Genomic DNA, 23595 nt, shown 5'->3' with positions numbered 1-23595 from the left:
ACCATGGCGCCATGTCGTTTCTCCGTCGCCGCGGCGCCGCATCGCCGGCCGGCCCCGACTTCGACGTGCTGGCCATGGACCCCGGCGACTGGCCCGGCGTCCTGGGCGCCGGGCTGCTGCCCGCGCCCGACGGCAGCTGCCAGGGCGTCGTGCTGCGCTACGACCTCTTCGGCGGGCGCGGCCCGGCCATGGTCATCGGCAACCTCCCCGAAGGGTCCCCGGCCCGCGACGTCGCCGACGGAGAGGTGCCCTTCGAGGTGCATCAGCTTCTGCTTGCCCTGGAGATGGACGAGGAAGTCCGCACCACCGGCACCGAGGAGGTCCCGGTGATGCACGACGGGAATCTCCTGATCGTGCGCCGCGTCCAGCTCACCGAGGGGCGCATCTCCTGCGTGCAGTTCGACCGCAGCGACGGGGTCCTGGTCACCATCGCCAGCTGGGAGCGCCCCATCACCGACGACCTCTACCAGCTCCTCAAGCCGCTGCCCGCCGAGATGTTCCAGCGCTGACCCGGCGGCGCCCCGGCGCGGAGAGCCGGCGGCCCCGCGCTACCGGGTGCCCACCGCCGCCCGCACCGCCTTGCGCACCAGCGTCCAGTCCTCCTGCAATCGCCGCAGCAGCAGCCGCTGTTCCTCCCCGTAGGCCACCCCGCCCTCCGGCGGCGCCGGGGGCCCGGCAGCCGGGCGCCGCATAGCGCGCCGCACCGCCTCCTCGCGGCGCCGGATCTCCCGGGTCAGCACCAGCACCAGGTTCAGCAGGAACGCGTCCCGGCCCGCCGGACCCGCGGACTGCGCGCTCTGGCTGATCCGCCGCCGGATCAGCGGCGCGTCCCCCAGCACGGCCCACAGCGAGGCCAGGTCGTACCCCGGCAGGTACCAGCCGGCCGCCTCCCACCCCAGCAGCACAGGACCGGCGGGCGTCAGCAGCGCCTGAGGCAGCAGCGGCCCGCCGTGACAGAACTGCCGCGGCTCCGGCCGCCCCCGGCCCGCCAGCCCCAGCAGCAGCGTCTGCACATCGCTCAGGTCCCGGTCCGTGATCAGACCCAGCGCGTGACAGCGCGCCAGCCGCGCGGGGTAGTTGACGGGCTCGGGAAAGGCGCCCGGCGGCGGTCGCCAGGCGTTCACCCGCGCCAGCGCGCCCAGCACGGCCCGCACGTCGGGACCCGCAGGCGCCACCCCGGCGCCCCGCGCCGTCGCCACCGGCCGCCCCGGCACGAACTCCGTCACCAGCGCGCACCCCTGCGGGTCATCGGCCACCAGGCGCGGCACCCGCACCGGCGGGCGGTGCCGGGCGAAGCGCCGCAGAGCGCCTATTTCCCGCCGCAGCCGCTCCGCCCGCGGCCCCGAGGGGTCCGCCACGGAGCGCGCCACCACCGCCCGCCCCCCCGTCGTGCCGAGGAACGCCACCGCCCCGCCCGCGTCCTGCAGCACCTGCACCGGCGTGAAGTCCGGGCAGATCTCGTGCACCGCGGCCAGCGCGGAGCGCAGCCGCGCCCCCCGCGCGCCCGACAGGTCCAGCCGGCCACCGGCGGCCGGCGGCCCGGCCCTGCGCGGCCGGGGGCGGGCACGCGCGTCCAGGCCCGCCAGGGGCTGGCCGCCCGGCCGCGGCGGGCGCGGCCGGCCGATCACGGGGGTGGGTGCTGGATACATAGGCGGGCGAGGTCCCTTCGTGTGCCGGCCGCGGGCCGGTGGGGGCCGGAAGGCTCACGGCGTCCCCGGCCCCGGGCCCCGGCACCCTGGGGAAATGCCGGAGTCCCCGGACCGGGGAGGCGCGGTGTCTACACCACTCCCCCGCGCGGGTGGCACACCACCTGGCGGGGGCTGGCGAACCCTGGCGAATTGTCATGGCGGCGTTGCGCGGCGGTTACTGTCAACTCAGCCGAGATCCTGGGGGCTTGACGTGCGCAGAACGCCCAACACCCGACTGGCCGACCTGTTCCGGCTGACCGGCTGGTCCAAGGGAGAGCTGGCCCGGCTGGTGAACCGCCAGGCGGCGGCCCAGGGCCACCCTCAACTGGCCACGGACACCTCCCGGGTGCGGCGCTGGATCGACGTGGGGGAGACCCCGCGCGACCCCGTGCCCGAGGTGCTGGCCGCTCTGTTCACCGAACGCCTCGGCCGTGTCGTGACCATCGAGGATCTCGGGTTGCGCCGGCCAGGGGACGCGGGGAAACGGCCGTCCGCGTACGGACTGACGTGGCCCCCCCGGCGCACGGCCGCGGTCCTCACCGAATTCACGGGAATGGACCTCATGCTGAACCGACGCGGCATGGTGGGCGCGGGCGCCGCGCTCGCCGCGGGCTCCGCACTCAGCGACGCCCTGCACGACTGGGCCGGCCCCCCCGCCGGCCCCTCCCACGCAGCACACCCGGCCGATCCGGCCGGGCTCGACCGTTACGAGGCCGCGCCGGTGGGCGCCGAGGAGATCGAGGCCCTGGAGCACTCGGTCGAGGTCTTCCGCGCCTGGGACGCCGCCCGCGGCGGCGGTCTCCAGCGCAAGGCGGTGGTGGGCCAGCTCAACGAGGTCGGCGGGATGCTGGCCTACCGCCACCCCGACGCCCTGCAGCGGCGGCTGTGGGGCGTCGCGGCCAACCTCGCCGTCCTGGCCGGGTGGATGTCCCACGACGTGGGCCTGGAGCCCACCGCCCAGAAGTACTTCGTCATCGCCGCGCACGCCGCCCGGGAGGGCGGCGACCGGCCGCGCGCGGGGGAGGCGCTCTCCCGGGCCGCCCGGCAGCTGGTGCACCTGGGGCGGCCCGACGACGCCCTGGACCTGATGCAGCTGGCCCGCTCCGGCATGGGCGAGGAGGCGTTGCCCCGCACCCGGGCCATGCTCTCCACGATCGAGGCCTGGGCGCAGGCGTCCCTGGGCCACGGGCAGGCCGTGCGGCGGCTGCTGGGCGAGGCGGAGGAGCTGTTCGTCTCCGACCGGGCGGACGTTCCGCCGCCCAGCTGGATGCAGCTCTTCGACGAGGCGGACCTGCACGGGATGCAGGCCCTGGCCTACCGCACCCTGGCCGAGCACGAGCCGGCCGCCGCGCGCCGCGCCGAGCGGCACGCCCGGCGCGCGCTGACGCTGCGCGACGGCGCGCGCGGCAGGTCGCGCATCTTCGACCAGCTCACCCTGGCCTCCGCCTGCTTCCTGGCCGGCGACCCGGACGAGGCGGACCGCTCCGCGCGCCTGGCGCTGGCGGCCATAGGGGAGAACTCCTCCCACCGCACCTGGGACCGCCTGCGCGAGATGTACCGCCTCACGGGCGCCTACGCGAACCACCCCCCCATCCAGACCCTCCGTACCGACATCGAGCAGTCCCTCCCCACGCCCCACCCGGCCTGACGCGCGCACTCCCGGCCCGGCCCACCGCGACGGCGGGCCGGGCCGTTTCCGCGCCGGGGCCGGGGCGCCGCGCGGATGGCCAAAAGGGGCCGCTTCCCCGGCAGGCAAGGCCGGGTTCAGGGACGGACGCGGGCGATCAGCACGCAGGCGTCGTCGTCGCGGGACGTCTCGCCGCACTCCTCGATCACCAGTCGCAGGCACTCGTCCGCGCTGGCCGCCTCGGCCAGCCGGGGCGCGAGGGCGATCAGGCGCACATCGCCGCCGTGGCCCGACCGGCCGCCCGGCGAGATGTCCGAAAACAGGCCGTCCGTGTGGAGCACGAGCACATCGCCCGGCTCCAGCCTGTCCGTCCGCTGCTCGTAGTCCGCGTCCGTGATCGCGCCCAGCAGCGGCCCGGCCGGGCGCGGCAGCGCCCAGCCCGTGCCCTCCCGGCACAGCAGCGGCGCGGGGTGCCCGGCCTGCGCCCAGGTCAGCAGCCGCCCGCCCGGGTCGTAGCGGCAGCACAGCGCGCTGGCCAGCACCGGGTGAACGCCCCGGTCGAGGAGCTGGTTGAGGTGCCCGAGCAGGCGGCCGGGGTCCGTTCCGGTCAGCGCGATGCCCCGGACCGCGCCCAGGGCCGTGGCCGTTCCCGCCGCCGCGGCCGGGCCCCGGCCCGAGAGGTCGCCCACGCTCAGCAGCGAGCCGCCGTCCGGCAGCTCCATCGAGTCGTACCACTTGCCGCTCATCGGCGTCCCCGGCCGCGCCGGGAGCCAGCGGGCCGCCAGCTCCAGCGAGCCCGGCCGCCCCCCGCCCCGGCCCGTCCCCGACGAGCCCAGCCACGGGGCCAGCGCCGAGTCCTCCAGCTCGATGACCACCCCGTGCCCGGCCCGCGCGAAGGTGCGCTGGCGCCGCAGCTCCTCGTCGCCCCCGTCCGCGTCCGAGGGGGCCGCCGAGCCGCTGCGCCGGACCTCGCTGACGTCGCGGATCATCGCCCACATCGCCACCGTGCCGCCGCCGTCGTCCAGCACCGGCTCCCCGGCCATCTGCACCGTCCGCAGCGAGCCGTCCGGCCGCGTGATCCGGAACTCGCAGTCCACCGGCCGCCCGTCCACCAGGCAGCCCGTGACGGCCGCGGTCAGCGCCGGCTGGTCCTCCGCCGGCAGCATCGCCGGGAGCTGGTCGAGCGTGAGCGGCCCGTCCTGCACCGGTCTGCCGAAGATCGCGAACAGCTCCTCGGACCACACCACCCCATCGGTCAGCAGGTTCCACTCGGCGCTGCCGATCCGCATCCCCAGCCGCGCCCGCCCCTCCGCCCCGCCCGCGGACCGCAGGTGGTCCAGCTGCTCGCCGACGTCCGCCAGCCGGTCGGCGGCCAGCTCCCACGCGGCGCGGCGCAGCCCGCCGGCCGCGCCCTGGGCGGGCTCGCCGCGGCGCGCGGCGTCGAGGTCGTCGCGGAGCCTGCGGGTCCGCGCGATCAGGTCGTCGAGCGTCGCCCCGGCGGGGACGTCCCCGGCGAGGCCGTCCTGGACGCCTCCGGGAACGCCGTCCTGGGCGTCGTTCGCGGGGTGGTCCGGGTTGTGGGAGGAAAGCATCGCTGATCCCCGGTGCGGCGCGGTCAGGTCAGGGGGCACCACCCAGCCTCCCCCAGACGTCGTCTGGGGGCACCCCCAGGGCTGGGGGGAGAGCCGGAGCGTATCGGCGCGGAACGACTCCAGACTGTTGCACAGCCTTCCCCGCCCGGTGAGAGATTCAGCCGCCCGCCGGAGCACCGGTTCCCGCGCGCGCCGCGCCCCGGGGGGTGTAGAACGGCGGACAACGGCAAGGAGCCGGGCGACGGAAATCCCGTTGCCACCGGATCGCACGCACCGGATGCTGACTCATATGTTCGCCAGTCCGACCGAAACCGACATAGCGCCCAGCGGGACCCTCCTCGGGCTCCTCCAGCGAGGGCGCGGCGACGGGTGGCTGCACGCGCTCGCGGCCCCCCGGGCCGAGGCCGTCGCGGCGCTGGAGCACTGCGTGCTCCACGACCCCCGCCGGGACTGGCAGCTGGAGCACCGCTCGCTCTACTACGCCCGCCTCTACGCCGAGCTGGGAGCCGGCCTCGGCGCGGTGGCCGCCCACCTCCACGACCCCGAGGACGCCCGCCGCACCGACGAGGAGCGCACCGGCCTGGCCCTCTCCGTCCTGGGCCACCTCACCGCCTACGGCAACCGCCGCGCCCTGTCCCTGCTGCGCCGCTACGCCGCCGAGGGCAGCAATTGGCGCTGGGCCCTGGACGAGCTGGCCGTCCGCGACGACGACGCCGGCCTGCGCGCCCTCGCCCCCGCGATCCTGGCCCGCTTCCCGGCCACCCCCGAGGGCGACGCGGCCCTGACCGCCGCCGTCCGCGACTCCTTCGAGCCGCGCCCCTGGCGCATCTGGGCCCGCGACAGCCGCCGCCCCGCCCAGCGCGCCCGCCTCGAACGCGCCCTGGAGCGCGGGGACTTCGACCGCTGGCAGCGCCAGCTCCGCCCCCCGGGTCCGCAGCCGGGCTGGGGCGTGCGGGCCGTCCTGGACTGGGCCCAGCAGGGCTACGAGCACACCCCCCGCCAGTGGCGCGAGGCCGCCGCCGCCCGCTGCCTGGGCGCCGTGGCCGGGCCCGGGGACCGGGACGAGCTGCTGGCCGCCGCCGCCCAGGGCCCGCCCGCCGCCCGCGCCGCCGCCCTGCGGCACCTGGCCGAGCGCGCCGACCCCGAGGTGTTCGCGCTGATCGAGGCCGGGGCCGACGCTCCCGACCCGGACGTGGCGACGGCCGCGGTGACGGCGTTCTCCCGGATGCGCGCGCGGGGCGCGCTCGACCACGCCCGGCACTGGGCCGCGCGCCCCGACCGCCTCGGCTCGGCCGCAGCCGCCATGGTCGCCGGCTGCGGGGAGCGCGCCGACGCGCCCCTGGTCCTGTCTGCGCTGCTGCGCGCCGTCCGCGTCCACGGCAGCGACGCCAGGGAGCTGCGGCCCCTGGTCGAGGGCGCGGGCCGGCTGGCCGTCACCGCGGCCGTTCCCGTGCTGCGGCACGTGTACCGGGAGACCTCCTCCTCGCACCTGCGCGGGGACACGGCGCGCGCGCTGGCCGCCACCGACCCCGCCTTTCCCACCGGCTTCGCGATCGAGTGCCTGTGGGACTGCGAGGAGGACACCCGCGAGGTCGCCGCCCTGCACGCCGCGACCGTGGACAAGCGGGTCGTCGAACGGCTGCGGCGCCTGGCCGCGGACCCCGCGGAGCAGGCCGGGGTGCAGACGGCCGTGCGCGGGCGGCTCGGCGGGCGCGCGACCGGCTGAGCCGGGGGCGCGGATGCTCATGGGACGTTTCCCGAACGGCCACGCGGATGTGGGCGGGGGATGGCCGGGGCCGGTCACAACTGCCCTATGCGCACCTCCCCGATGCGAGTCGCCATCATCACCGAGTCCTACCCCCCGGACGTCAACGGCGTCGCCCACTGCGCCCTGCAGACCGCTCTGCACCTCACCCGCCGCGGCCACCACCCCCTGGTGATCGCGCCGGCGCCCGCGCCGGGCGTCCGCACCCCCCACGACGGCCCCGCTCCCGTCGTGCACGTCCCCTCCCTCCCGCTGCCCGGCTATCCCCAGGTCCGGGTCGCCCTGCCCAGCCGCAAGCCGGCCGCCGCCCTCGCGGCCCACCGGCCCGACATCGTCCACCTCGCCAGCCCCTTCGTGCTCGGCGCGCGCGGCGCCGCTCTCGCCGCCCGCGCCGGGGTGCCCGCCGTCGCCGTCTACCAGACCGACCTGGCCGGCTACGCCCGCACCTACCTCGGCGCCGGCGAGCAGGCCGCCTGGCGCCGCATCCGCGCCGTGCACGGGGCGGCGGGCCTGACCCTGGCCCCCTCCACCGCCTCACTGCGCGCCCTGGAGGAGCGCGGCGTTCCCCGCCTGCGCCTGTGGCCGCGCGGCGTGGACACCGCGCGCTTCCGCCCCGGGCTGGCCGACCCGGCGCTCCGCAGCGAGCTGGCGCCCGGCGGCGAGCTGCTCGTCGGCTACGTCGGGCGGCTGGCCCCCGAGAAGCGCGTCGAGCTGCTGGCGGGCGCCGCCGCGCTCCCCGGCGTGCGCCTGGTCGTCGTCGGCGACGGGCCCAGCGAGGCCGGGCTGCGCTCCGCCCTGCCCGGGGCGGAGTTCCTCGGGCGGCGCACCGGCGAGGACCTCGCGCGGATCTACGCCTCGCTCGACGTCTTCGTGCACACGGGCCCGTTCGAGACCTTCTGCCAGACCGTGCAGGAGGCGCAGGCCAGCGGCGTCGCCGTCGTGGCGCCCGCCGTGGGCGGCCCGCTCGACCTCGTCGGCCACGGCCGCACCGGGCTGCTCGTGCCGCCCGGCGACCAGGACGCCGTGACCGAGGCCGTGCGCACCCTGCGCGACCGGCCCGCGCTGCGCGCCGGACTGGCCGGGGCCGGCCGGGACGCCGTGGCCGGGCGCAGCTGGGAGGCCGTCGGCGACCAGCTGCTGAACCACTACGAGGAGCTGCTGGAGGCCCGGGCGGTGGCCGTCCGGTGAGGAACCCGCAGAACCCGGTGGGGGAGGGCACGTCCGCCTCCGTTCCCCCCGCCGGCTCCCCGTCCGCCCGCCCCGGCGCCCCCGCTCCCGTCCCCGCGCCCCCGCCGGGCGCGGGCGGCGAGGAGGCGGCCACGGGCCGCCCGCTGCGCATCCTGCGGCTGGCCAACTTCGTCGCCCCCGCCTCCGGCGGCCTGCGCACCGCGCTGCGGGAGCTGGGCGCCGGGTACCTGGCCGCCGGCCACGAGCCGGTGCTGATCGTGCCCGGCGAGGCGCCCGGCGACGCCATGACCGCGCAGGGCCGGGTCATCACCCTGCCCGGCCGGACCCTGCCCGGCACCGGCGGCTACCGGGTGCTGACCGACCGGCGGCGCCTGCGACGCCTGCTGGAGGAGCTGGCCCCCGACCGCCTGGAGGTCTCCGACCGCACCTCGCTGCGCTGGACCGGCGAGTGGGCCCGCCACCACCGCGTCCCCGCCGTGATGGTCTCCCACGAGAGCGTCGACGGGGTCATCGCCACCTGGGGCGTCCCCGAGGGCCTGGGCCGCTGGGCCGCCGACCGGCTCAACCTCCGCACCGCGCACGCCTACACGCGCGTGGTCTGCACCACCGAGTGGGCGGCCCGAGAGTTCATCCGCGTCGGGGCGCGGAACGTGGTGCGCGCGCCGCTGGGCGTGGACCTGCGCCGCTGCCGGCCCGACCTGCACGACCCCGCGCTGCGCACGGAGCTGTCCGGGGGCGCGGAGGTGCTGCTGGTGATGTGCTCCCGCCTCTCCCCGGAGAAGCGCCCCGGGCCGGCGCTGGACGCGCTGGCCGAGCTGCGGCGCCGCGGGGTGGACGCAGCCCTGGTCGTGGCGGGGGAGGGGCCGCTGGGGGCCCGGCTGCGGGAGCGGGCGGCGGCCGAGCGGCTGCCCGTCCGGTTCGCCGGGCACATCGGGGACCCCGCCGACCTGGCCGTGCTCCAGGCCACCGCCGACATCGTGCTCGCGCCCGGCCCGGCCGAGACCTTCGGACTGGCCGCCATGGAGGCGCTGGCCTGCGGTACGCCCGTGGTCGCCAGCGCCCGCTCCGCCGTGCCCGCCCTGCTGGGGTCCGCGGGAACGGCCGCGGCGGGGAACGGCGCCTCGTTCGCGGACGGCGTCCAGCGCCTGCTCGCGCGCCCGCTCGCTGCCCGGCGCGCCGCGGCGCGAAAGCGCGCCGAGCAGTTCCCCTGGTCGGCGGCCGTAGCCGCGTTCCTCGACGCCCTGGAGGTGCCGCACGCCGTGGCGCCCCCGTCCGCCGCGCGGCGCGCGGCGCGCCCCGGCGCGCCCCCCGCGTCCCGCCCCGCGGGCGGTCGGCCGTGGTGACGCACGCCCCGCCCCCCGGCCCGCCGGCCCGGGGCCCCCTCACCGGGCCCCCGGCCCCGGCAGCGGCAAGGGAATCGCCGCCCCCGGGCCCGGCCCCGGCCGCCGCGGGACTTCTGCGGTTCGCCGCGCTGGGGGATTCGCTCACCGAGGGGCTCGGGGACCCGCGGCCCGAGGGCGGGTGGCGCGGCTGGGTGCCGCTGCTGGCCGCCTCGCTCCCGCAGCCGGGCGCGCCCGTGCGGGTGGCCAACCTCGCCCGCAGCGGCGCCCGCACCGCCGACGCCGCCGGGCCGCAGCTTGCCGCCGCGCTCGCCCTCAGGCCGCACCTGGCGGCCGTCATCGTCGGCGGCAACGACACCCTGCGCTCGCCCTTCGACATCGGCCGCGCCGCCCGCGACCTGGACGCGGTGCTCCGCGCCCTCACCGCGCGCGGCACCGTCGTGCTCACCGCCTGCCTCCCCGACCCGGGGGGCTCCCTGCGCCTGCCGCGCTCCCTCACGGGCCCCCTCGCGCGGCGCATGCACGCCCTCAACGACGTGGTGCACCACCTCTCCCGGCGCTACGCCGCCGTGCACGCGCACCTGGCGCACCATCCGCTCACCCAGGACCCGGCCGCGTGGAGCGTGGACCGGCTCCACCCCAGCGAACTGGGACACCGGCTGCTGGCCCGGGAGTTCCACGCCCGGCTGGCCGAGCGCGGCCTCGCCCTGGGCCCGCCGCCGCCCGCGGCCCCGGACCACCCGCCGCCCACCCGCTCCGCCGGGGCCTGGTGGCTGGCCACCCGCGGCACCCGCTGGGTCCTGGCCCGCTCCACCGACCTGCTGCCCGGCCTGCTCCGGCTCGCCGTCGCCGAGGGCAGGCACCGGCGCGCCGGCACCCAGGAGGCCCTGGACCACGCCGCCCGGGAGGCGACCCGCGCCGCACTGCGCGCCCTGCCCGCGCCGAACGGCGCCCCCGCGCCCGCCCCCGGCGTACCGAGCGCGGCCACGCGCCCCAGGTCGGCCGTTCCGGGTGCGAGAAACGCCAGGCCGCACCCGCGCGGTCAAACCGCGCACGGGGGCCAGGCCGGGCGTTACCCCGCGGGCCTGGCGGGGGACTGAGGGGGACGTGCGGGATCGAGGGGAACGGACGAGGGCGGGCGCCCGGGGCGCCCGCCCTCACCACCCGTGCGCGCCCGGCGCGAACAGGTCCAGCAGCCGGGTGCGCGCCGCGCGCACCCGGAACGCAAGGATCTCCGCGATCGCCCGCAGCAGGGCGTAGCCGAAGGCCGGGTCCTCGTCGCACAGCTCCTGCACCGAGGCCCCGTCGAACTCGTACGCCCGCACCGGGCTGAGCGCCTCCGCGCCGAAGTCCCACTCGTACGGGGGAAACAGCCACGACCAGCCCAGCAGGTCGCCGCTGGCCAGCGAGGAGACGCCCGTCGGGCGCGGGCCCGCCAGCCGCAGGTCGAGCGTCACCGTGCCCGAGCGCAGGATCCAGAACCGGTCGGCGCGCCCCTTCTCCTCGAAGATCCGCTCGCCCTGCGCGAAGGACACCTCCCGGGCCACCGCCATCAGCCGGTCCCGGTACCCGTCCGGCAGCACCCGCAGCAGCCGTCGCGGAGCCGTCATCGCCACGCCTCCTCCCGGCCCGCGCCGGTCCCCCCGCCCGGCGCCTCGCGTTCCCCCGCCCTCTCATTGCACCCCCGGTCCCCGGCCGCCGCATCCCGGCAGCCCCGCCATTCCCCTCTGCCCCGTCCGTACCCGCGCCCGCGCCCGCACCCGCGCCCGCCCCCCGCCGGGCCCCGCTGGAGTCGCCGCCCGGCCCGCCGTCCGCGACAGTGGGTGAGACCGCCGGGGCCGCCCGGCGCCAGGGGCACGCCGCGCCCGCCGGCCCGAGGAGGAACGTGAACGCGAGTCCGCATCCCGGCGGCCCCGACGACTCCGGGCCCGGCGCCGCCATCCTGGTGCTCGGCCCGGACGCCGAGATCCTGGCCTCCACCGCAGGCGCCAGGAGCCTCACCGGCCTGCCGCCCGAGCACCTGCACGGACAGCCGTTCCCCGGCCTGCTCACCGAGCCGGAGGCCTGGGCCCGCGCCGCGGGGCGCGCCCGCGCGGACCGCCCGGGATTCGCCGGCGCCACCCTGCGCCACCCCGGCGGCGCCACCGTTCCCGTCCGCATCGAGGCCCTGCCGCTGCACCCCGACGGCCGCCCCCGGCACGCCGTCACCCTCCTGCACGCCTCCGCCGCCCGCCGTGCCGCCGAGGACCGGGCGCTGCTGCACGCGCTCTTCCGCCAGTCCCGCGTCGGCCTGGCCATCCAGGACCGGACGCTGCGGATCACCCGCACCAACGTCGTTCCCGCCGAGGTCGTGCCGGTCCCCGGCGAGCCCTCCCGGCTCGACCTCCCCGCCGACCTGGCCGACCTCGTCATCCCCGAGGACGCCGGGGAGATCCTCGCCCGGCTGCGCGAGGTCATGGAGGGCGGCGAGCCCCTCATCTACTGGGAGCACTCCGCCCGCTTCGCCCACGCCCGCACACGGGAGCGGGTCTGCGCCCTCACCAGCCTGCGGCTGACCGACGACGAGGAGCGGCCCCTCGGCCTGGTCAGCCTCTTCACCGACGTCACCGACCAGCACGCCGCCCGCCGCCGGATGGCCCTGCTGCACACCGCGGCGCAGCGCATCGGCCGTTCCCTCGACGTGGTCCGCAACGCCCAGGAGCTGGCCGGCGTGCTGGTGCCCGGCTTCGCCGACCTGGCCGCCGTCGACCTCTCCGAGGCGGTGCTCGCCGGGGACGAGCCCGGCGCCGTGCTCCTGGGCGCCCCCGTCCGCCGCGTCGCGGCCACCGTCGCCGACGCCGGCACACGCTGGCCCGCGGGCGTGCGCCGGGTCGGGGAGACCTTCCGCGTCGAGCACGCGCCCCGCGTGCGCGCCGCCGAGGGCCGCACCCCGGCGGAGGACGACGAGGACGTGCCCCGCACCCGGCCCGTCGAGGAGGGCACCGGCGGAGAGGGGGACGGCACCGAGGAGAACGGCCTGCTGCTGCCCGAGGCGCCCGGCTCCCGCATCGTCTTCCCGCTGCGCGCCCGCGGCCAGGTGCTCGGCTTCCTCTCCCTGTGGCGCGCCGCGGCCGGACCGGCGTTCACCCGCTCCGACGCCGAACTGGCCGAGGAGGTCGGCTCCCGCGCCGCCCTGAGCGTGGACAACGCCCGCCGCTACACCCGTGAGCACCGCACCCTGGAGACCCTCCAGCGCAGCCTGCTGCCGCGCCCCACCTTCGACGTCTCCGCCGCCAGCACCGCCGGCAGCTACGTCACCGCCGGCACCGCGGCCGGGGTCGGCGGCAGCTGGTACGACGTCATCCCCCTCTCCTCGGCCCGCGTCGCGTTCGTCATCGGGGACGTCCCGGGCCACGGCCTGTCCGCCACCGCCACCATGGGCCGCCTGCGCACGGCCGTGCAGACCCTCGCGGACCTCGACCTCACCCCCGACGAACTCCTCGGCCGGCTCGACGACCTGGCCATCCGGCTGGCCGACACCCAGCCCGCCCCCGGCGCCCCGCGCGGCGGCGCGGTCGGCGCCACCTGCCTGTACTGCGTCTACGACCCCATCAGCGGCCAGTGCGCGGCGGCGGGCGCGGGCCGCCTGCCGCCGGTGGTGGCCGGGCCCGGCCAGGACGCCGAGCTGGTCCCGCTGAAGGCCGGGCCCGCGCTGGGCGTGGGCGGCAGCCCCTTCGAGACCCTCCGCTTCCCGCTCGCGCCCGGCAGCCTGCTGCTGCTCTTCGGCGAGGACCTGATCACCGGGGACAGCGCCCCGGGCCCCCCGGGGCGCGGTCGCGGCGACGGCGCGGGCGGCGGGGAGGCCCGCGAGCGGCGGCTGCACCTGCTGTGCGAACGGGTAACGGCCGCCGCGCGCGCCGCCGGCCCCCCGGCCGAGGTCTCCCGGTCCGTCCTCGACGCCCTCCTGCCGGGCCGCGCCCCCGCCAACGACGTGGCCCTCCTCGCCGCCCGCGTCCAGGCCCTGCCCGAAGGGGCCACCGCCGGCTGGGAGTTCCCCGCCGAGCCGGCCGCCGTCGGCCAGGCCCGCGACCGGGTCCTGGCCCAGCTGAAGGACTGGCAGCTGACGGCCAACGCCTTCTCCACCGAACTGATCGTCAGCGAGCTGGTCACCAACGCCGTCCGCTACGCGGGCGGCCCCATCGGCCTGCGCCTCATCCGCAACGAGACCCTCATCTGCGAGGTCTCCGACCCCAGCGAGACCCAGCCGCACCTGCGCCGCGCCCGCCCCACCGACGAGGGCGGCCGGGGCCTGTTCCTCGTCGCCCAGCTCGCCCACCGCTGGGGCAGCCGCTACACCCCCAGCGGCAAGACGATCTGGACCGAACAGCTCCTGGACCGCGGCTGATACGGCCGCGCCCACCGGGCGCCGGCCTGGGCCGACGGCGCCTGTCGGCCGTTGTCAGTGGCAGCGCCTAAGGTGACCACGTGACCGCGACAGACCGGACGGCAGGCCCCCCGCACGGCCTCAGGCCCGCGCCCGGGCCGGCCGCCGACGAGGGGCTGGCCCGGCGGCTGCGCGCCCTGGCCTGCACCGCCCCGCTGCACGACCTCGACGCCCGCAAGGCCAACCTCGCGGGCGAGTACGGGGCGTACGCCATGGCCGAGGTGGCGCTGGCCGCCATCGACCTGGTCACCCTCAGCATGGACTTCGACACCGGCGCCGACCACGAGCACGTCGTCGCCCGCCTGTTGCCCCGCGTCGCCGCCCAGGCCCCCGCCCGCCCCGCCGCCGAGCACGAGCGCGTCGCCCGCTGGGTCCTGGACAACCTCATCAACGTCGGCAGCGTGGACCGCGGCTTCCGCGCGGTCTACGGCACCTTCGGCCCCGACGGCGCCTACGTCCGCCGGGACTACGACTTCAAGCTCATCGAGGAGGTCCCGGGCCCCGGCGGCGGCGTGTACCTGCGCACCACCGACGAGGCGGTCAACGTCCTGGTCGGCGCCCTCGACACGGACGTCACCAGCGCCCAGATCGCCGCCGAGGTCAAGCTGGAGGTGCTCATCAGCCGCGGCCGCCTCGCCGACGCCCAGCTCGCCGCCGAGCAGGCCAGGTACCGCACCGTCCAGTACGCCGAGACCCTGCGCCGCACCCTGGAGACCACCCGCCGCAACGTCCGCGCCGTCGACTGGCTCCAGGCCGTCCCCGACCTCATCGCCGAGGCCCTGGACCACATCGCCGACCGGTACCGGCACGAGAACGCCATCCTCACCAACATCCGCCGCGCCCGCGACGAGGCCGCCGAGCCCGGCCACAAGCTGCGCGCCGCCGAGCTGGTGGACATCGTCAAGGACTGCATCCGCCGCCACACCCAGCTCCAGACCCGGCTGCTGGAGGCCGGGCCTCTCTTCCGCGCCGAGCAGGACCGGCAGGCGTTCGCCCCGCCCGCCGCGCGCATCGGCACCGACCTCTACGGCCAGCTCCTGGCGCCCCTGCTGCCCCTGCCGCTGGAGTCCGCCGTCCGCGTCACCGACGCCTACTTCGCCCGCGGCACCGGCCCCCGCCCCCCGGCCGCGGTCCGCCTGGCCGACCTCGCCGAGCTGCTGCTGACCCCGCCCGTGCCCCGGGAGCACCTGGGCGCCGAGCTGCCCGAGCCCGACCTCGTCGCCACCCCCGACGACAGCCGCTTCAGCGAGGAGCAGCTGGCCGCCGCCCTGGACCTGCTGCGGCTGCCCGAGGACGCGCCGCGGCGGCTCTCGGGCCTGCTGGCCGACGCCCGCCGCGCCGACCCCGGCCTTCCGCACCTCGTCGCCCTGCTCGCCGCCCACGCCGCCAGCCCGCCCGTCTCCACCGCCCACCGGCAGGGCGAGCGGCGCCTGCTGTTCGCCGTGGACGACGGCACCCCGCTGCACGACGAGGAGTTCGGCGGCGCCGACCTCATCGTCGGCACCGCTCTGCTCGGACCGGCCCCCGCCCCCCAGGAGGCACCATGACGGACGCCCCTTTCGGCACGGCCACCGCGCCCGCGGAGGCCGCGGCCCCCGCGGGCCGGGCCGCGCCCCCGCTCACCGCGGCCGACGCCGCGGACGCCGCCCGCCTCGTCGCCTTCGGCCTCCAGCCCCGGCTGCCCGCCGCCCGCGACGCCGAGTACGCCGCTCTGCTGCGCCGTTACCTGGAGGAGCCCGCCTTCGGCCGGATCGCCGACGCCGTGGCCGCCGGCCTGGGCCTGATCGTGCTGGAGGTCTCGCCCCGCGCCGGGATGGCCCTGGCCGCGGCCGAGGACTCCGTCTTCGCCGTCCGGATGGGCGAGTACGCCCGCCGCACCTCCTCCGACACCGCCGACCGCTTCCTGCACGGCCTGGCCCACCTCGCCGTCGCCGCCCTGGCCTTCCCCCGCCCCGCGGACCTCGCGGACGACGGATACCTGGGCCGGATCACGGTCAACGGCGTGGAGGCGTTCGTCCGCCAGGCCTGCCACCGCCTGGCCGAACGCGCCGAGACCCAGGGGGAGAACACCGACCCCGCCACCGACGCCCCCGGCCTGGAGGCCGCCTGGCGGGTCTACGCCCGCCGCAGCACCACCGGCGCCACCAAGGACGCCCGCCGGCTGGCCGCCTCCACCACCGGCATCGTCGGCAAGGCCGTCGCCTTCCTGGCCGACTCCGGCTTCCTCCAGCGCACCGGCGACGAGTCCGGCGGCTCCTACCGCACCACCCCGCGGTACCAGATCCAGGTCCGCGACCTGGCCGCGGGCGCCGCCATGAGCGAGCTGCTCGCCCTGGGCGTCGTCCCCGTCGCGGACGGCACCGGCTCCCTGCTGCCGCCCGCCGGCGAGGCCGACCACGACCTCGCGGACGGCGCCGGCCTCCCCTTCCACCGCTGAGCCCCCTGATCCCGCTGCGCCCGCCAGCCACCGACCACCCGCCCGCACCCGACCGCCGACCCCCGAGAGTCCCGCCATGTACGAGCTGTCCCGGATCCGCCTCTACTCCATCGGACCGGCCGGCGCCCGCTACGCCGACACCGTGCTCGACCTGCGCGGCGTCGGCGACCCGGTGCCGGAGCCGGCGCCCGCCCAGGCTGACCTCTTCGAGGACGAGCCGGCCGGCCCGCCCCTGCGCCCGGCCCCCGCCGGCGTCCTCTTCCTGGAGAACGGCGGCGGCAAGTCCGTCCTGCTGAAGCTGATCTTCTCGGTGATGCTCCCCGGCCACCGCAACACCCTGGGCGGCGCCTCCTCCGGCGTGCTGCGCAAGTTCCTCCTCGCCGACGACTGCGGCCACGTCGCCCTGGAGTGGCAGCACACCCGCACCGGCGAGACCGTCGTGGCCGGCAAGGTCAGCGAGTGGCGCGGCCGTCAGGTCTCCAGCGACCCGCGGAAGTTCGCCGAGGCGTGGTACACCTTCCGCCCCGGCCCCGGCATGAGCCTGGACTCCCTGCCCGTGGCCGAGTCCACCGCCCTGCGCCCCGCCGCCGGCGGCACCTCCGGCGCCACCGGCAGGCGCCGCACCATGAAGGGCTTCCGCGACGTCCTCGTCGAGACCGGCAAGGCCTACCCCCACCTCGACGTCGTCTGGGAGGAGGTCCACGAGCGCTGGACCGCCCACCTCTCCCGCCTCGGCCTCGACCCCGAACTCTTCCGCTACCAGCGCGAGATGAACGCCGACGAGGGCGAGGCCGCCGGCCTGTTCGCGGTGAAGAACGACTCCGACTTCACCGACCTGCTCCTGCGCGCCGTCACCGACACCCGCGACACCGACGGCCTGGCCGACCTCGTCCACGGCTTTGCCCATAAGCTCGGCCGCCGCGCCGAGCTGACCGCCGAGCGCGAGTTCACCGCCGGTTCCCTCGACCTGCTCGCCCGCGTCACCGAGGCCGCCGCCTCCCGCGACTCCGCCCGCGCCGTGCACGCCGCTGCCGAGCACCGCGCCCGCGCCCTCGCCCGCCGGCTGGCCGCCCGCGCGGACGCCGAGCGCTCGCGCGCCTCCGCCCTGGCCGGCCGCGCCGCCGAGGCCGCCGGCCGGGTCACCGCCGCCGAGGAGGCCCGGGGCCTGGCCGCCCGCACGGCCGCCGAGCTGGCGTACCGGCACGCCCGCCTCGCCCTGGACGGTGCCGAGAAGGCCGCCGCCGCCCAACGCCGCGAGCTGGGCGACGCCCGCACCCTGCACGCCGCCTGGCAGGCCGCCGAGACCGTGCTCGCCCACCGCGCCGCGGCCGACCGCTCCGCCCGCGTCGCCGCCGCCATCCGCGCCGCCGAACGCGACGCCGCCCCCGCGCTCGCCGCCCGCGGCAAGGCCGCCGCCGCCCTCCTCCGTGCCCTGCACGCCGCCGCGGCCGGGGGCGAGAGCGCCGCCGCCGCCCTCGAGGAACGCTCCGCCGCCCTCCAGGCCGAGGCCGAGGCCGCCCACCGCGACGCCACCGCCGCCGCCACCGGGGCCCAGCGCGCCCGCAGCGAGAGCGAGCACCTGCGCCAGCGGCTGGCCGAGGCCGAGCAGGAGACCGCCCAGGCCGTCGCCGCCGGCTGGCTCCAGGACACAGGCCCGCACGCCGACCCCGCCCGGGCCGCCCTGGCCGCGGGCGACGCCGCCCAGGCCGCCGTCGCCGCCTGGGAGAGCGCCCGCGAGGCCGCCTCCCGCGCCGCGGCCGGGGCGCGGGAGGCCGCCGCCGAGGAGTCCCGCGCCGAGCTGGCCGCCGCCCGCGCCTCCGACGCCGCTGCCGCCGCCCGCGCCGCGCACGCCGCCGAGCGGGAAGCCGCCGCCGTCCTGGCCGCCGAGCCCCGCCTCACCGAGCTGCTCGGCCTGCCGCCCGACGCCCTGACGGCCGAGGAGCTCGACCGCGGCGCCGAGACGCTGGCCGGGCTGCTGGAGGAGGGCGTCGCGGACGCCGAGCGGCGGCTGTTCGAGTTGCGCACCGCCGCCGCCGAGGACGCCCGCATCCTCGCCGCCCTCGGTGACGGCGGCCAGCTGCCCCCCGGCCCCGACGTCCTGGCCACCGTCGCCTTCCTCGGCGAGCACGGCATCCCCGCCCTCCCCGGCTGGCGCTACCTCGCCCAGGCCGTCGCCCCCGCCGACCACGCCCTCGTGCTCGCCGCCCGCCCCGAGCTGGTGGACGGCGTCGTCATCACCGACCCCGGCAGCCACGCGCGGGCCCGAGAGATCCTGGCCGGAGCCGCCCTGCTGCCCCGCTCCGCCGTCGCCGTCGGCACCGCCGCCGCCCTGCTGGCCCCCACCCCGCCGCCCGGCGCCCCGGGCGGCGACCCCGGCCTCTTCCTCGTCCCGCCCAACCCCGCCATGCACGACGAGCGGGCCGCCGACGCCGAGCGGCACGCCCTGCGCGAGCGGACCGCGGGCCGCGACGCCGACCTGCGCGACCTCGCCGCCCGGATCGCCGCCGACCGCGCCCTGGCCGCCCGGCTCGCCTCCTGGCGCGCCGGCTGCCCCGCCGGGCGCCTGGCCGAGCTGGCCGCCGAGGCCGAGCGGGCCGTCACCGCCGAGGAAGAGGCCCGCCGCCGGCGGGAGGACCGCGCCGCCGCCCGCGCCGCCGCCGAGGACGCCGCGGCCGAGGCCGCCGCCCAGCTCGAACGCCGCCAGGAGGCCGCCCAGCACGCCCGGCGCGCCGCCGACGCCCTCGCCGGGCTCGCCTCCCGCCTGCGCGAACGCCCCCGCTGGGCCGCCCGCCGCACCGCGCTCGCCGCCGAGGCGGCCGAGGCGGAGGCCCGCGCCGCAGAGTGCCTGGCCCGCGCCCGCGCCGCCGACGAGGACCGCCGCGCCGCCCAGCGCGCCGCGGACGACGCCCGCCGCACCGCCCGCGCCCTGCGCGCCGAGCGCGCCGAGATCTCCGGCGCCCCCGAGGACGCCGCCCCCGAGGACGCTCCTCCCGGACAGGCCGCCCCCGAGGGCGCCCGCGCCTCCCTGCCCGCCCTGCGCGAGGCGTACCGGGCCGCCTCCCAGGTCTACGAGAAGGTCGGCGTCGGCGCCGACCTGCGCGCCGACCAGGCCCGCGCCGAAGGCGACGAGTCCGCCGCCCTGGCTGCCCTCGACCGGCTCGGCGCCAAGGTCCGCACCCGCGCCGCCCGCCTGCTCGACGGCCCCGAGGGCGCCGACGGCCCCTCCCGCCAGGCCGCCGCCGCCCGCGCCGAGGCCCTCGTCCAGCTCCTCGAGTCCCGCGCCTCCGCCGCCAGCGAGCAGCTCGGCCGCCTCCGCGCCGAGGCCGAGCGTCTGGCCCCCGCCGAGGGTGAGGCGCACATCGACCTGCCCCCCGAGCGCACCCCGGACGGCGCCGACCGCGCCCGCGAGCTGCTGCGCACCGCGACCGCCGAGCTGGCCGCCCGCGAGGAGGACCTGCGCGCCGCCCGCGCCGCCCACGAGGAGTACGGCGCGGACCACCGCACCGCCCGCGACGGCGCCGAGGGCTTCGAGGAGCTGGCCGCCCAGCTCGGCGACCTGCTGCGCGACCCCCCGTCCGGCCAGGACCGCGACGGCGGCGCGCCCGGCCCCGAGGCCCCGCCCGAGGCGTTCCCCGGCGCCCTCGCCGACGCCCGCGAGGCCGCCGCCGGAGCCCGCCGCGAGCTGCGCGCCCGCGCCGGGGAGACCGCCGCCGCCGAGGCCGCCGTCCGCGAGGCCTGCGACGCCCTCGTCCGGCACGCCAATTCCACCCGCTACGAGCAGGTCCGCACCCCCGCCCGCCGGCAGGTCCGCGAGCTGCCCGCCTCCGCCCTCCCCGCCCACGCCGCCGCCTGGGCCGAGGCGTTCCGCCCCCGCCTGCGCGTCCTCACCGACGAGCTGGCCCAGCTGGGGAGGAACCGCGACAGCATCGTCGACCGCCTGCGCGGCCTCGTGGAGTCCTCCCTGGACACCCTCCGCTCCGCCCAGCGCCTCTCCCGGCTTCCCGAGGGCCTGGGGGAGTGGTCGGGCCAGGAGTTCCTGCGCATCCGCTTCGAGGACCCCGACCAGGCCACCCTGGCCGAGCGCCTGGGCGAGGTCATCGACGAGACCACCCGCGCCGCCCTGCGCAAGAACGCCGACCTGCGCCGCGACGGCATGTCCCTGCTGCTGCGCGGCGTCCGCGCCGCCCTCGGTCCGCGCGGGGTCCGCGTGGAGATCCTCAAGCCCGACGCCGTCCTGCGCGCCGAGCGCGTCCCCGTCGGCCAGATGGGCGACGTCTTCTCGGGCGGCCAGCTGCTGACCGCCGCCATCGCCCTGTACTGCACGATGGCTGCCCTGCGCGGAAACGACCGCGGCCGCGACCGCCACCGCCACGCCGGCACCCTCTTCCTCGACAATCCCATCGGCCGGGCCAACGCCACCTACCTGCTGGAGCTCCAGCGCGCCGTGGCCGACGCCCTGGGCGTACAGCTGCTGTACACCACCGGCCTGTTCGACACCACGGCGCTGGCCGAGTTCCCCCTGGTGATCCGGCTGCGCAACGACGCGGACCTGCGCGCCGGCCTGAAGTACATCAGCGTCGAGGAGCACCTGCGGCCGGGACTGCCCCGCCAGGAGTCCGGCACGGAGGCCGCGCACGGTGAGATCACCGCCACCCGCGTCTTCCGCCGCCCCCGCCCCGCCCCGGCCCCCGCCGGCCAGCCGGAGAAGGGATGAGCGCACGTCCGCCGGCGCGGCGTCAGTCGCGGCGCAGCAGCCGCGGCCGGTCCCGCGCCGCACTGCTGGGCACGGACACCACGCCGTTGCGCTGCCGCCACTCCTGCCGGGTGATCCAGATGTCCAGCACCGCCCAGGTCGCCACGAAGGTGCTCGCGACCGAGGACAGCGTCATGGGGAACGCCAGCCAGGAGCCGGCCAGCGTGCACAGCAGCACGACCACGACCTGACTGAGCGTCAGAGCGATGATGATCACTGCGCGCACCGCAGCGGCGCGCACCGGGTCCGGCATGCGGTTCTTCGCGTACACCGCCCTGGCTCCCTGCACGGTGAGATGCGGCGAATGGCGTGGCACAGCCATGGTAGAACCTGCGGACGCCTTGCGTGCCCGCGCCGGACCGACGAGGATGATGCGCTCCGCCAGTCAACTCCGCTCAGCCGCCGGGTGATACGCGGGCCGCCGACCCGCCGGTAGTAGGCTCGCGTCGCCGGACGGTGCCCGACACCGCCGGGCGGCCGGAGAACTCAAGGGGAGGGCATGCGCTTTCGCGGCAAGTCGATCCGACGGAAGATAGGGGCGCTCGTCCTGGTGCCCCTGCTGTCGCTCGTGTCGGTCTGGGCGTTCGCGTCGGCCATCACCGTGCCCGGGGCCCGCGAGGTGTTCGCCGAGACCTCGGCCTCCGACGCGCTGTCGGATCCGGCCCGCCAGGTCCTCCAGGCCGTGCAGCGCGAGCGCCGCCAGACCCTCGTCCGGCTCGGGGACCCGCGCCTGACCGACGAGCACAGCGGCACGCGCGACAGCCACCGCCGCACCGACGAGGCCGTCGAGCTCATCCGCGACCGCGCCGACGGCAGCCGCGGCGGCCTCGACGAGGAGGCCCGCGACCAGCTCGACGCCTTCCTCGGCGCCCTGGACGGCCTGGAGCAGCTCCGCGACCAGGTCCGCACCGGCACCCTCACCACCGTCACCGCGCTCGACGCCTACAGCGACCTGGCCGACCCCGGCTTCCGGCTCCTGGCCGTCCTGGAGCCGGTCCCCGAGCCCGGCCTCGACCGGCACGCCCGCGCCGTCAACGGCCTGGCCCTGGCTCGCGAACAGCTCTCCCAGGAGGACGCGATGGTGGCCGGGGCCCTGGCCGCCGGCCGGCTCTCCCGGGAGGAGACCGAGCGTCTGACCGCGCTCATCGAGGCCCGCGACCGCGCCTACGACGGGCTCCTGCCCGAGCTGCCGCAGACCGACCGCCGGGCGCACGAGAGTTTCTGGGAGTCGGGCCCCGGCCGCATCCTGAGCGACCTGGAGACCGTCCTCCTGTCGGACACCTCGACCTCCATCACCTCCCTCCTGACCCGGCAGTGGAACGAGGCGGGCAGCCAGGCCCTGGACCGGCTGGCCGCCCTCGACGCCGAGGCGCTGGAGCGCTACCGCGCCGAACGCGGCCCCGGTGACCGCTCCGTCATCGTGCGCGCCGTGCTCATCGCGGGCCTCGGGCTGGCCGCCGTCTGCGTCTCCGTCGTCATCGCCTGGCGCAACGGCCGCGGCCTGGCCCGGGATCTGCGCACCCTCTCCCAGGAGGCGAAGGAGGCCGCCGAGGTCCGCGTCCCCGGCGTGATGCTGCGCCTGGCCGCGGGCGAGCCCGTGGACGTGGACACCGAGGCCCCGCTGCTGGAGTACCCGCCCGACGAGGTCGGCCAGGTCGGACGCGCCCTCAACTCCCTCCAGCGCGAGGCGGTCCGGGCCGCGGTGGAGCGTTCCGAGACCCGGCGCGGCGTCTCCGAGGTCTTCGTCAACCTCGCCCGCCGCAACCAGGTCCTGCTGCACCGCCAGATCAACCTGCTCGAACTCCTGGAGCAGCGCGCCGACAAGGACGAGGACCTCGCCGACCTCCAGCGCCTGAACCACCTCACCACCCGCATGCGGCGCCACGCCGAGGGCCTGGTGATCCTCTCCGGCGCCGCCCCCGCCCGCCAGTGGCGCAAGCCCGAGCTGCTGATGGACGTGGTCCGCGCCGCCGTGGACGAGGTCGAGGACTTCGAGCGCATCGAGATCCGCCGCCTCCCGCCCCTGGCCGTGGCCGGCGGCGCCGTCGCGGACCTCATCCACCTGGTGGCCGAACTGCTGGAGAACGCCACGGTGTTCTCGCCGCCGCACACCGCCGTGCAGGTCTCGGGCGAGCGCGTCCCGCACGGCTTCACGCTGGAGATCCACGACCGCGGCCTGGGCATGACCGCCGACGCGCTGCGCGACATCAACGAACGCCTGGCCGGCACCCCCGAGTTTCAGCTCTCGGACACCGACCGCATCGGCCTGTTCGTCGTCTCGCGGCTCGCGGAGCGCCACGGCATACGCGTGTCCCTGCGCGAGTCGCCCTACCGCGGCACCACGGCCGTTGCCGTGATCCCCGGCGACCTGCTCTCCGACGCCCCCCAGAAGCCGGCCGAGCGCCCGCTGGCGCAGACCCCCAGCAGGCCGGCGTTGCCGAACCGGCGCGGCGACGGCCCCGTGGAGCTGGAGGCCCCGGTCGCCACCGCGGACCGCGCCCCCGACGCCGCCGGCCACGCCGCCGCCCGCGAGCCCGCCCCACCCGCCGGGGCGCCGCCCCTGCCCCAGCGCCGGCGCGCCCCCGTCCTGGTCGCCGACCACGGCAGGACCGTGGGCCGCGCCCCCGCCCCCGACGATCCGCCGCCGGCCGAGCCCGCCCCCGAGCCCGCCCCCGCGGCCCCCGGCACCACCGGCTCCGGGCTGCCCCGCCGCCTGCGCCAGCCGTCTCCGGCTCCCGGCGTGCCACGCGCCGCCGGGCCCGCCGGCGCGGTGGGAGGGGGG

15 protein-coding genes are annotated in these 23595 nt (G+C 78.3%); 11 read left to right on the top strand and 4 right to left on the bottom strand.

Annotated elements, in window-relative coordinates; genetic code table 11:
• Positions 1-11 precede the first annotated feature (11 nt).
• Positions 12-509, top strand: coding sequence for a hypothetical protein (locus RM780_RS24860; protein WP_311633129.1), 498 nt, complete (start codon positions 12-14; stop codon positions 507-509).
• A 39-nt stretch (positions 510-548) separates the two neighbouring features.
• Here RM780_RS24860 and RM780_RS24855 read toward each other — a convergent pair whose 3' ends face one another.
• On the bottom strand, positions 549-1649 hold the full coding sequence (locus RM780_RS24855; RefSeq protein ID WP_311633128.1) for an aminoglycoside phosphotransferase family protein: 1101 nt from the start codon (positions 1647-1649) through the stop codon (positions 549-551).
• Between the two features lie 250 nt (positions 1650-1899).
• Between RM780_RS24855 and RM780_RS24850 the strand changes: the two genes are divergently transcribed.
• Positions 1900-3336, top strand: a complete 1437-nt coding sequence (locus RM780_RS24850) for a DNA-binding protein NsdB (protein ID WP_311633127.1) — start codon at positions 1900-1902, stop codon at positions 3334-3336.
• 116 nt (positions 3337-3452) lie between these two features.
• On the opposite strand, the gene RM780_RS24845 is transcribed toward RM780_RS24850, so the two are convergent.
• On the bottom strand, positions 3453-4907 hold the full coding sequence (locus RM780_RS24845) for a PP2C family protein-serine/threonine phosphatase (protein WP_311633126.1): 1455 nt from the start codon (positions 4905-4907) through the stop codon (positions 3453-3455).
• A gap of 289 nt (positions 4908-5196) precedes the next feature.
• On the opposite strand from RM780_RS24845, the gene RM780_RS24840 reads away from it, so the two are divergent.
• The 4 genes from RM780_RS24840 to RM780_RS24825 all read left to right on the top strand — a co-directional run bounded on the left by RM780_RS24840 (position 5197) and on the right by RM780_RS24825 (position 10300).
• On the top strand, positions 5197-6633 hold the full coding sequence (locus tag RM780_RS24840) for a HEAT repeat domain-containing protein (RefSeq protein ID WP_311633125.1): 1437 nt from the start codon (positions 5197-5199) through the stop codon (positions 6631-6633).
• Between the two features lie 102 nt (positions 6634-6735).
• Positions 6736-7860 (top strand): glycosyltransferase family 4 protein, encoded by a 1125-nt coding sequence (locus tag RM780_RS24835; RefSeq protein WP_311633139.1) that lies wholly within the window; start codon positions 6736-6738, stop codon positions 7858-7860.
• Between the two features lie 143 nt (positions 7861-8003).
• Positions 8004-9203 carry a glycosyltransferase gene (locus RM780_RS24830; protein ID WP_311633138.1) on the top strand — a complete coding sequence of 400 codons (1200 nt, stop codon included), beginning with the start codon at positions 8004-8006 and terminating at the stop codon, positions 9201-9203.
• Complete coding sequence (locus tag RM780_RS24825) at positions 9197-10300, top strand: SGNH/GDSL hydrolase family protein (RefSeq protein WP_311633124.1); 1104 nt, start codon at positions 9197-9199, stop codon at positions 10298-10300. Before RM780_RS24830 ends, RM780_RS24825 begins: the two co-directional genes overlap by 7 nt.
• A gap of 57 nt (positions 10301-10357) precedes the next feature.
• Here RM780_RS24825 and RM780_RS24820 read toward each other — a convergent pair whose 3' ends face one another.
• Positions 10358-10810 carry a cyclic nucleotide-binding domain-containing protein gene (locus RM780_RS24820; RefSeq protein ID WP_311633123.1) on the bottom strand — a complete coding sequence of 151 codons (453 nt, stop codon included), beginning with the start codon at positions 10808-10810 and terminating at the stop codon, positions 10358-10360.
• Between the two features lie 275 nt (positions 10811-11085).
• Between RM780_RS24820 and RM780_RS24815 the strand changes: the two genes are divergently transcribed.
• From RM780_RS24815 to RM780_RS24800, 4 genes are all read left to right on the top strand, one after another.
• On the top strand, positions 11086-13584 hold the full coding sequence (locus tag RM780_RS24815) for an ATP-binding SpoIIE family protein phosphatase (RefSeq protein ID WP_311633122.1): 2499 nt from the start codon (positions 11086-11088) through the stop codon (positions 13582-13584).
• An 80-nt stretch (positions 13585-13664) separates the two neighbouring features.
• Positions 13665-15170 (top strand): hypothetical protein, encoded by a 1506-nt coding sequence (locus RM780_RS24810; protein WP_311633121.1) that lies wholly within the window; start codon positions 13665-13667, stop codon positions 15168-15170.
• On the top strand, positions 15167-16060 hold the full coding sequence (locus tag RM780_RS24805) for a hypothetical protein (protein ID WP_311633120.1): 894 nt from the start codon (positions 15167-15169) through the stop codon (positions 16058-16060). The genes RM780_RS24810 and RM780_RS24805 overlap by 4 nt, the downstream gene beginning before the upstream one ends.
• Before the next feature lie 76 nt (positions 16061-16136).
• Positions 16137-20774: a hypothetical protein gene (locus tag RM780_RS24800; protein WP_311633119.1), complete on the top strand. Its 4638-nt coding sequence runs from the start codon at positions 16137-16139 to the stop codon at positions 20772-20774.
• A 22-nt stretch (positions 20775-20796) separates the two neighbouring features.
• Here the strand turns inward: RM780_RS24800 and RM780_RS24795 are convergent, their stop codons facing one another.
• Positions 20797-21135 carry a hypothetical protein gene (locus RM780_RS24795; protein WP_394813076.1) on the bottom strand — a complete coding sequence of 113 codons (339 nt, stop codon included), beginning with the start codon at positions 21133-21135 and terminating at the stop codon, positions 20797-20799.
• A gap of 177 nt (positions 21136-21312) precedes the next feature.
• On the opposite strand from RM780_RS24795, the gene RM780_RS24790 reads away from it, so the two are divergent.
• The coding region (locus RM780_RS24790; RefSeq protein WP_311633118.1) for a sensor histidine kinase at positions 21313-23595 on the top strand (2283 nt) is incomplete at its 3' end.

Source organism: Streptomyces boetiae, from assembly GCF_031845405.1.
Lineage (GTDB): Bacteria > Actinomycetota > Actinomycetes > Streptomycetales > Streptomycetaceae > Streptomyces > Streptomyces boetiae.
This window is presented reverse-complemented; position numbering and strand designations above follow the sequence as displayed.

What these genes read in the sequence shown, in the direction of transcription:
- RM780_RS24860 (WP_311633129.1), top strand. Translation starts at nt 12, where the DNA reads ATGTCGTTTCTCCGTCGCCGCGGCGCCGCATCGCCGGCCGGCCCCGAC.
- RM780_RS24855 (WP_311633128.1), bottom strand. Translation starts at nt 1,649, where the DNA reads ATGTATCCAGCACCCACCCCCGTGATCGGCCGGCCGCGCCCGCCGCGG.
- RM780_RS24845 (WP_311633126.1), bottom strand. Translation starts at nt 4,907, where the DNA reads ATGCTTTCCTCCCACAACCCGGACCACCCCGCGAACGACGCCCAGGAC.
- RM780_RS24840 (WP_311633125.1), top strand. Translation starts at nt 5,197, where the DNA reads ATGTTCGCCAGTCCGACCGAAACCGACATAGCGCCCAGCGGGACCCTC.
- RM780_RS24835 (WP_311633139.1), top strand. Translation starts at nt 6,736, where the DNA reads ATGCGAGTCGCCATCATCACCGAGTCCTACCCCCCGGACGTCAACGGC.
- RM780_RS24820 (WP_311633123.1), bottom strand. Translation starts at nt 10,810, where the DNA reads ATGACGGCTCCGCGACGGCTGCTGCGGGTGCTGCCGGACGGGTACCGG.
- RM780_RS24805 (WP_311633120.1), top strand. Translation starts at nt 15,167, where the DNA reads ATGACGGACGCCCCTTTCGGCACGGCCACCGCGCCCGCGGAGGCCGCG.
- RM780_RS24800 (WP_311633119.1), top strand. Translation starts at nt 16,137, where the DNA reads ATGTACGAGCTGTCCCGGATCCGCCTCTACTCCATCGGACCGGCCGGC.
- RM780_RS24795 (WP_394813076.1), bottom strand. Translation starts at nt 21,135, where the DNA reads ATGGCTGTGCCACGCCATTCGCCGCATCTCACCGTGCAGGGAGCCAGG.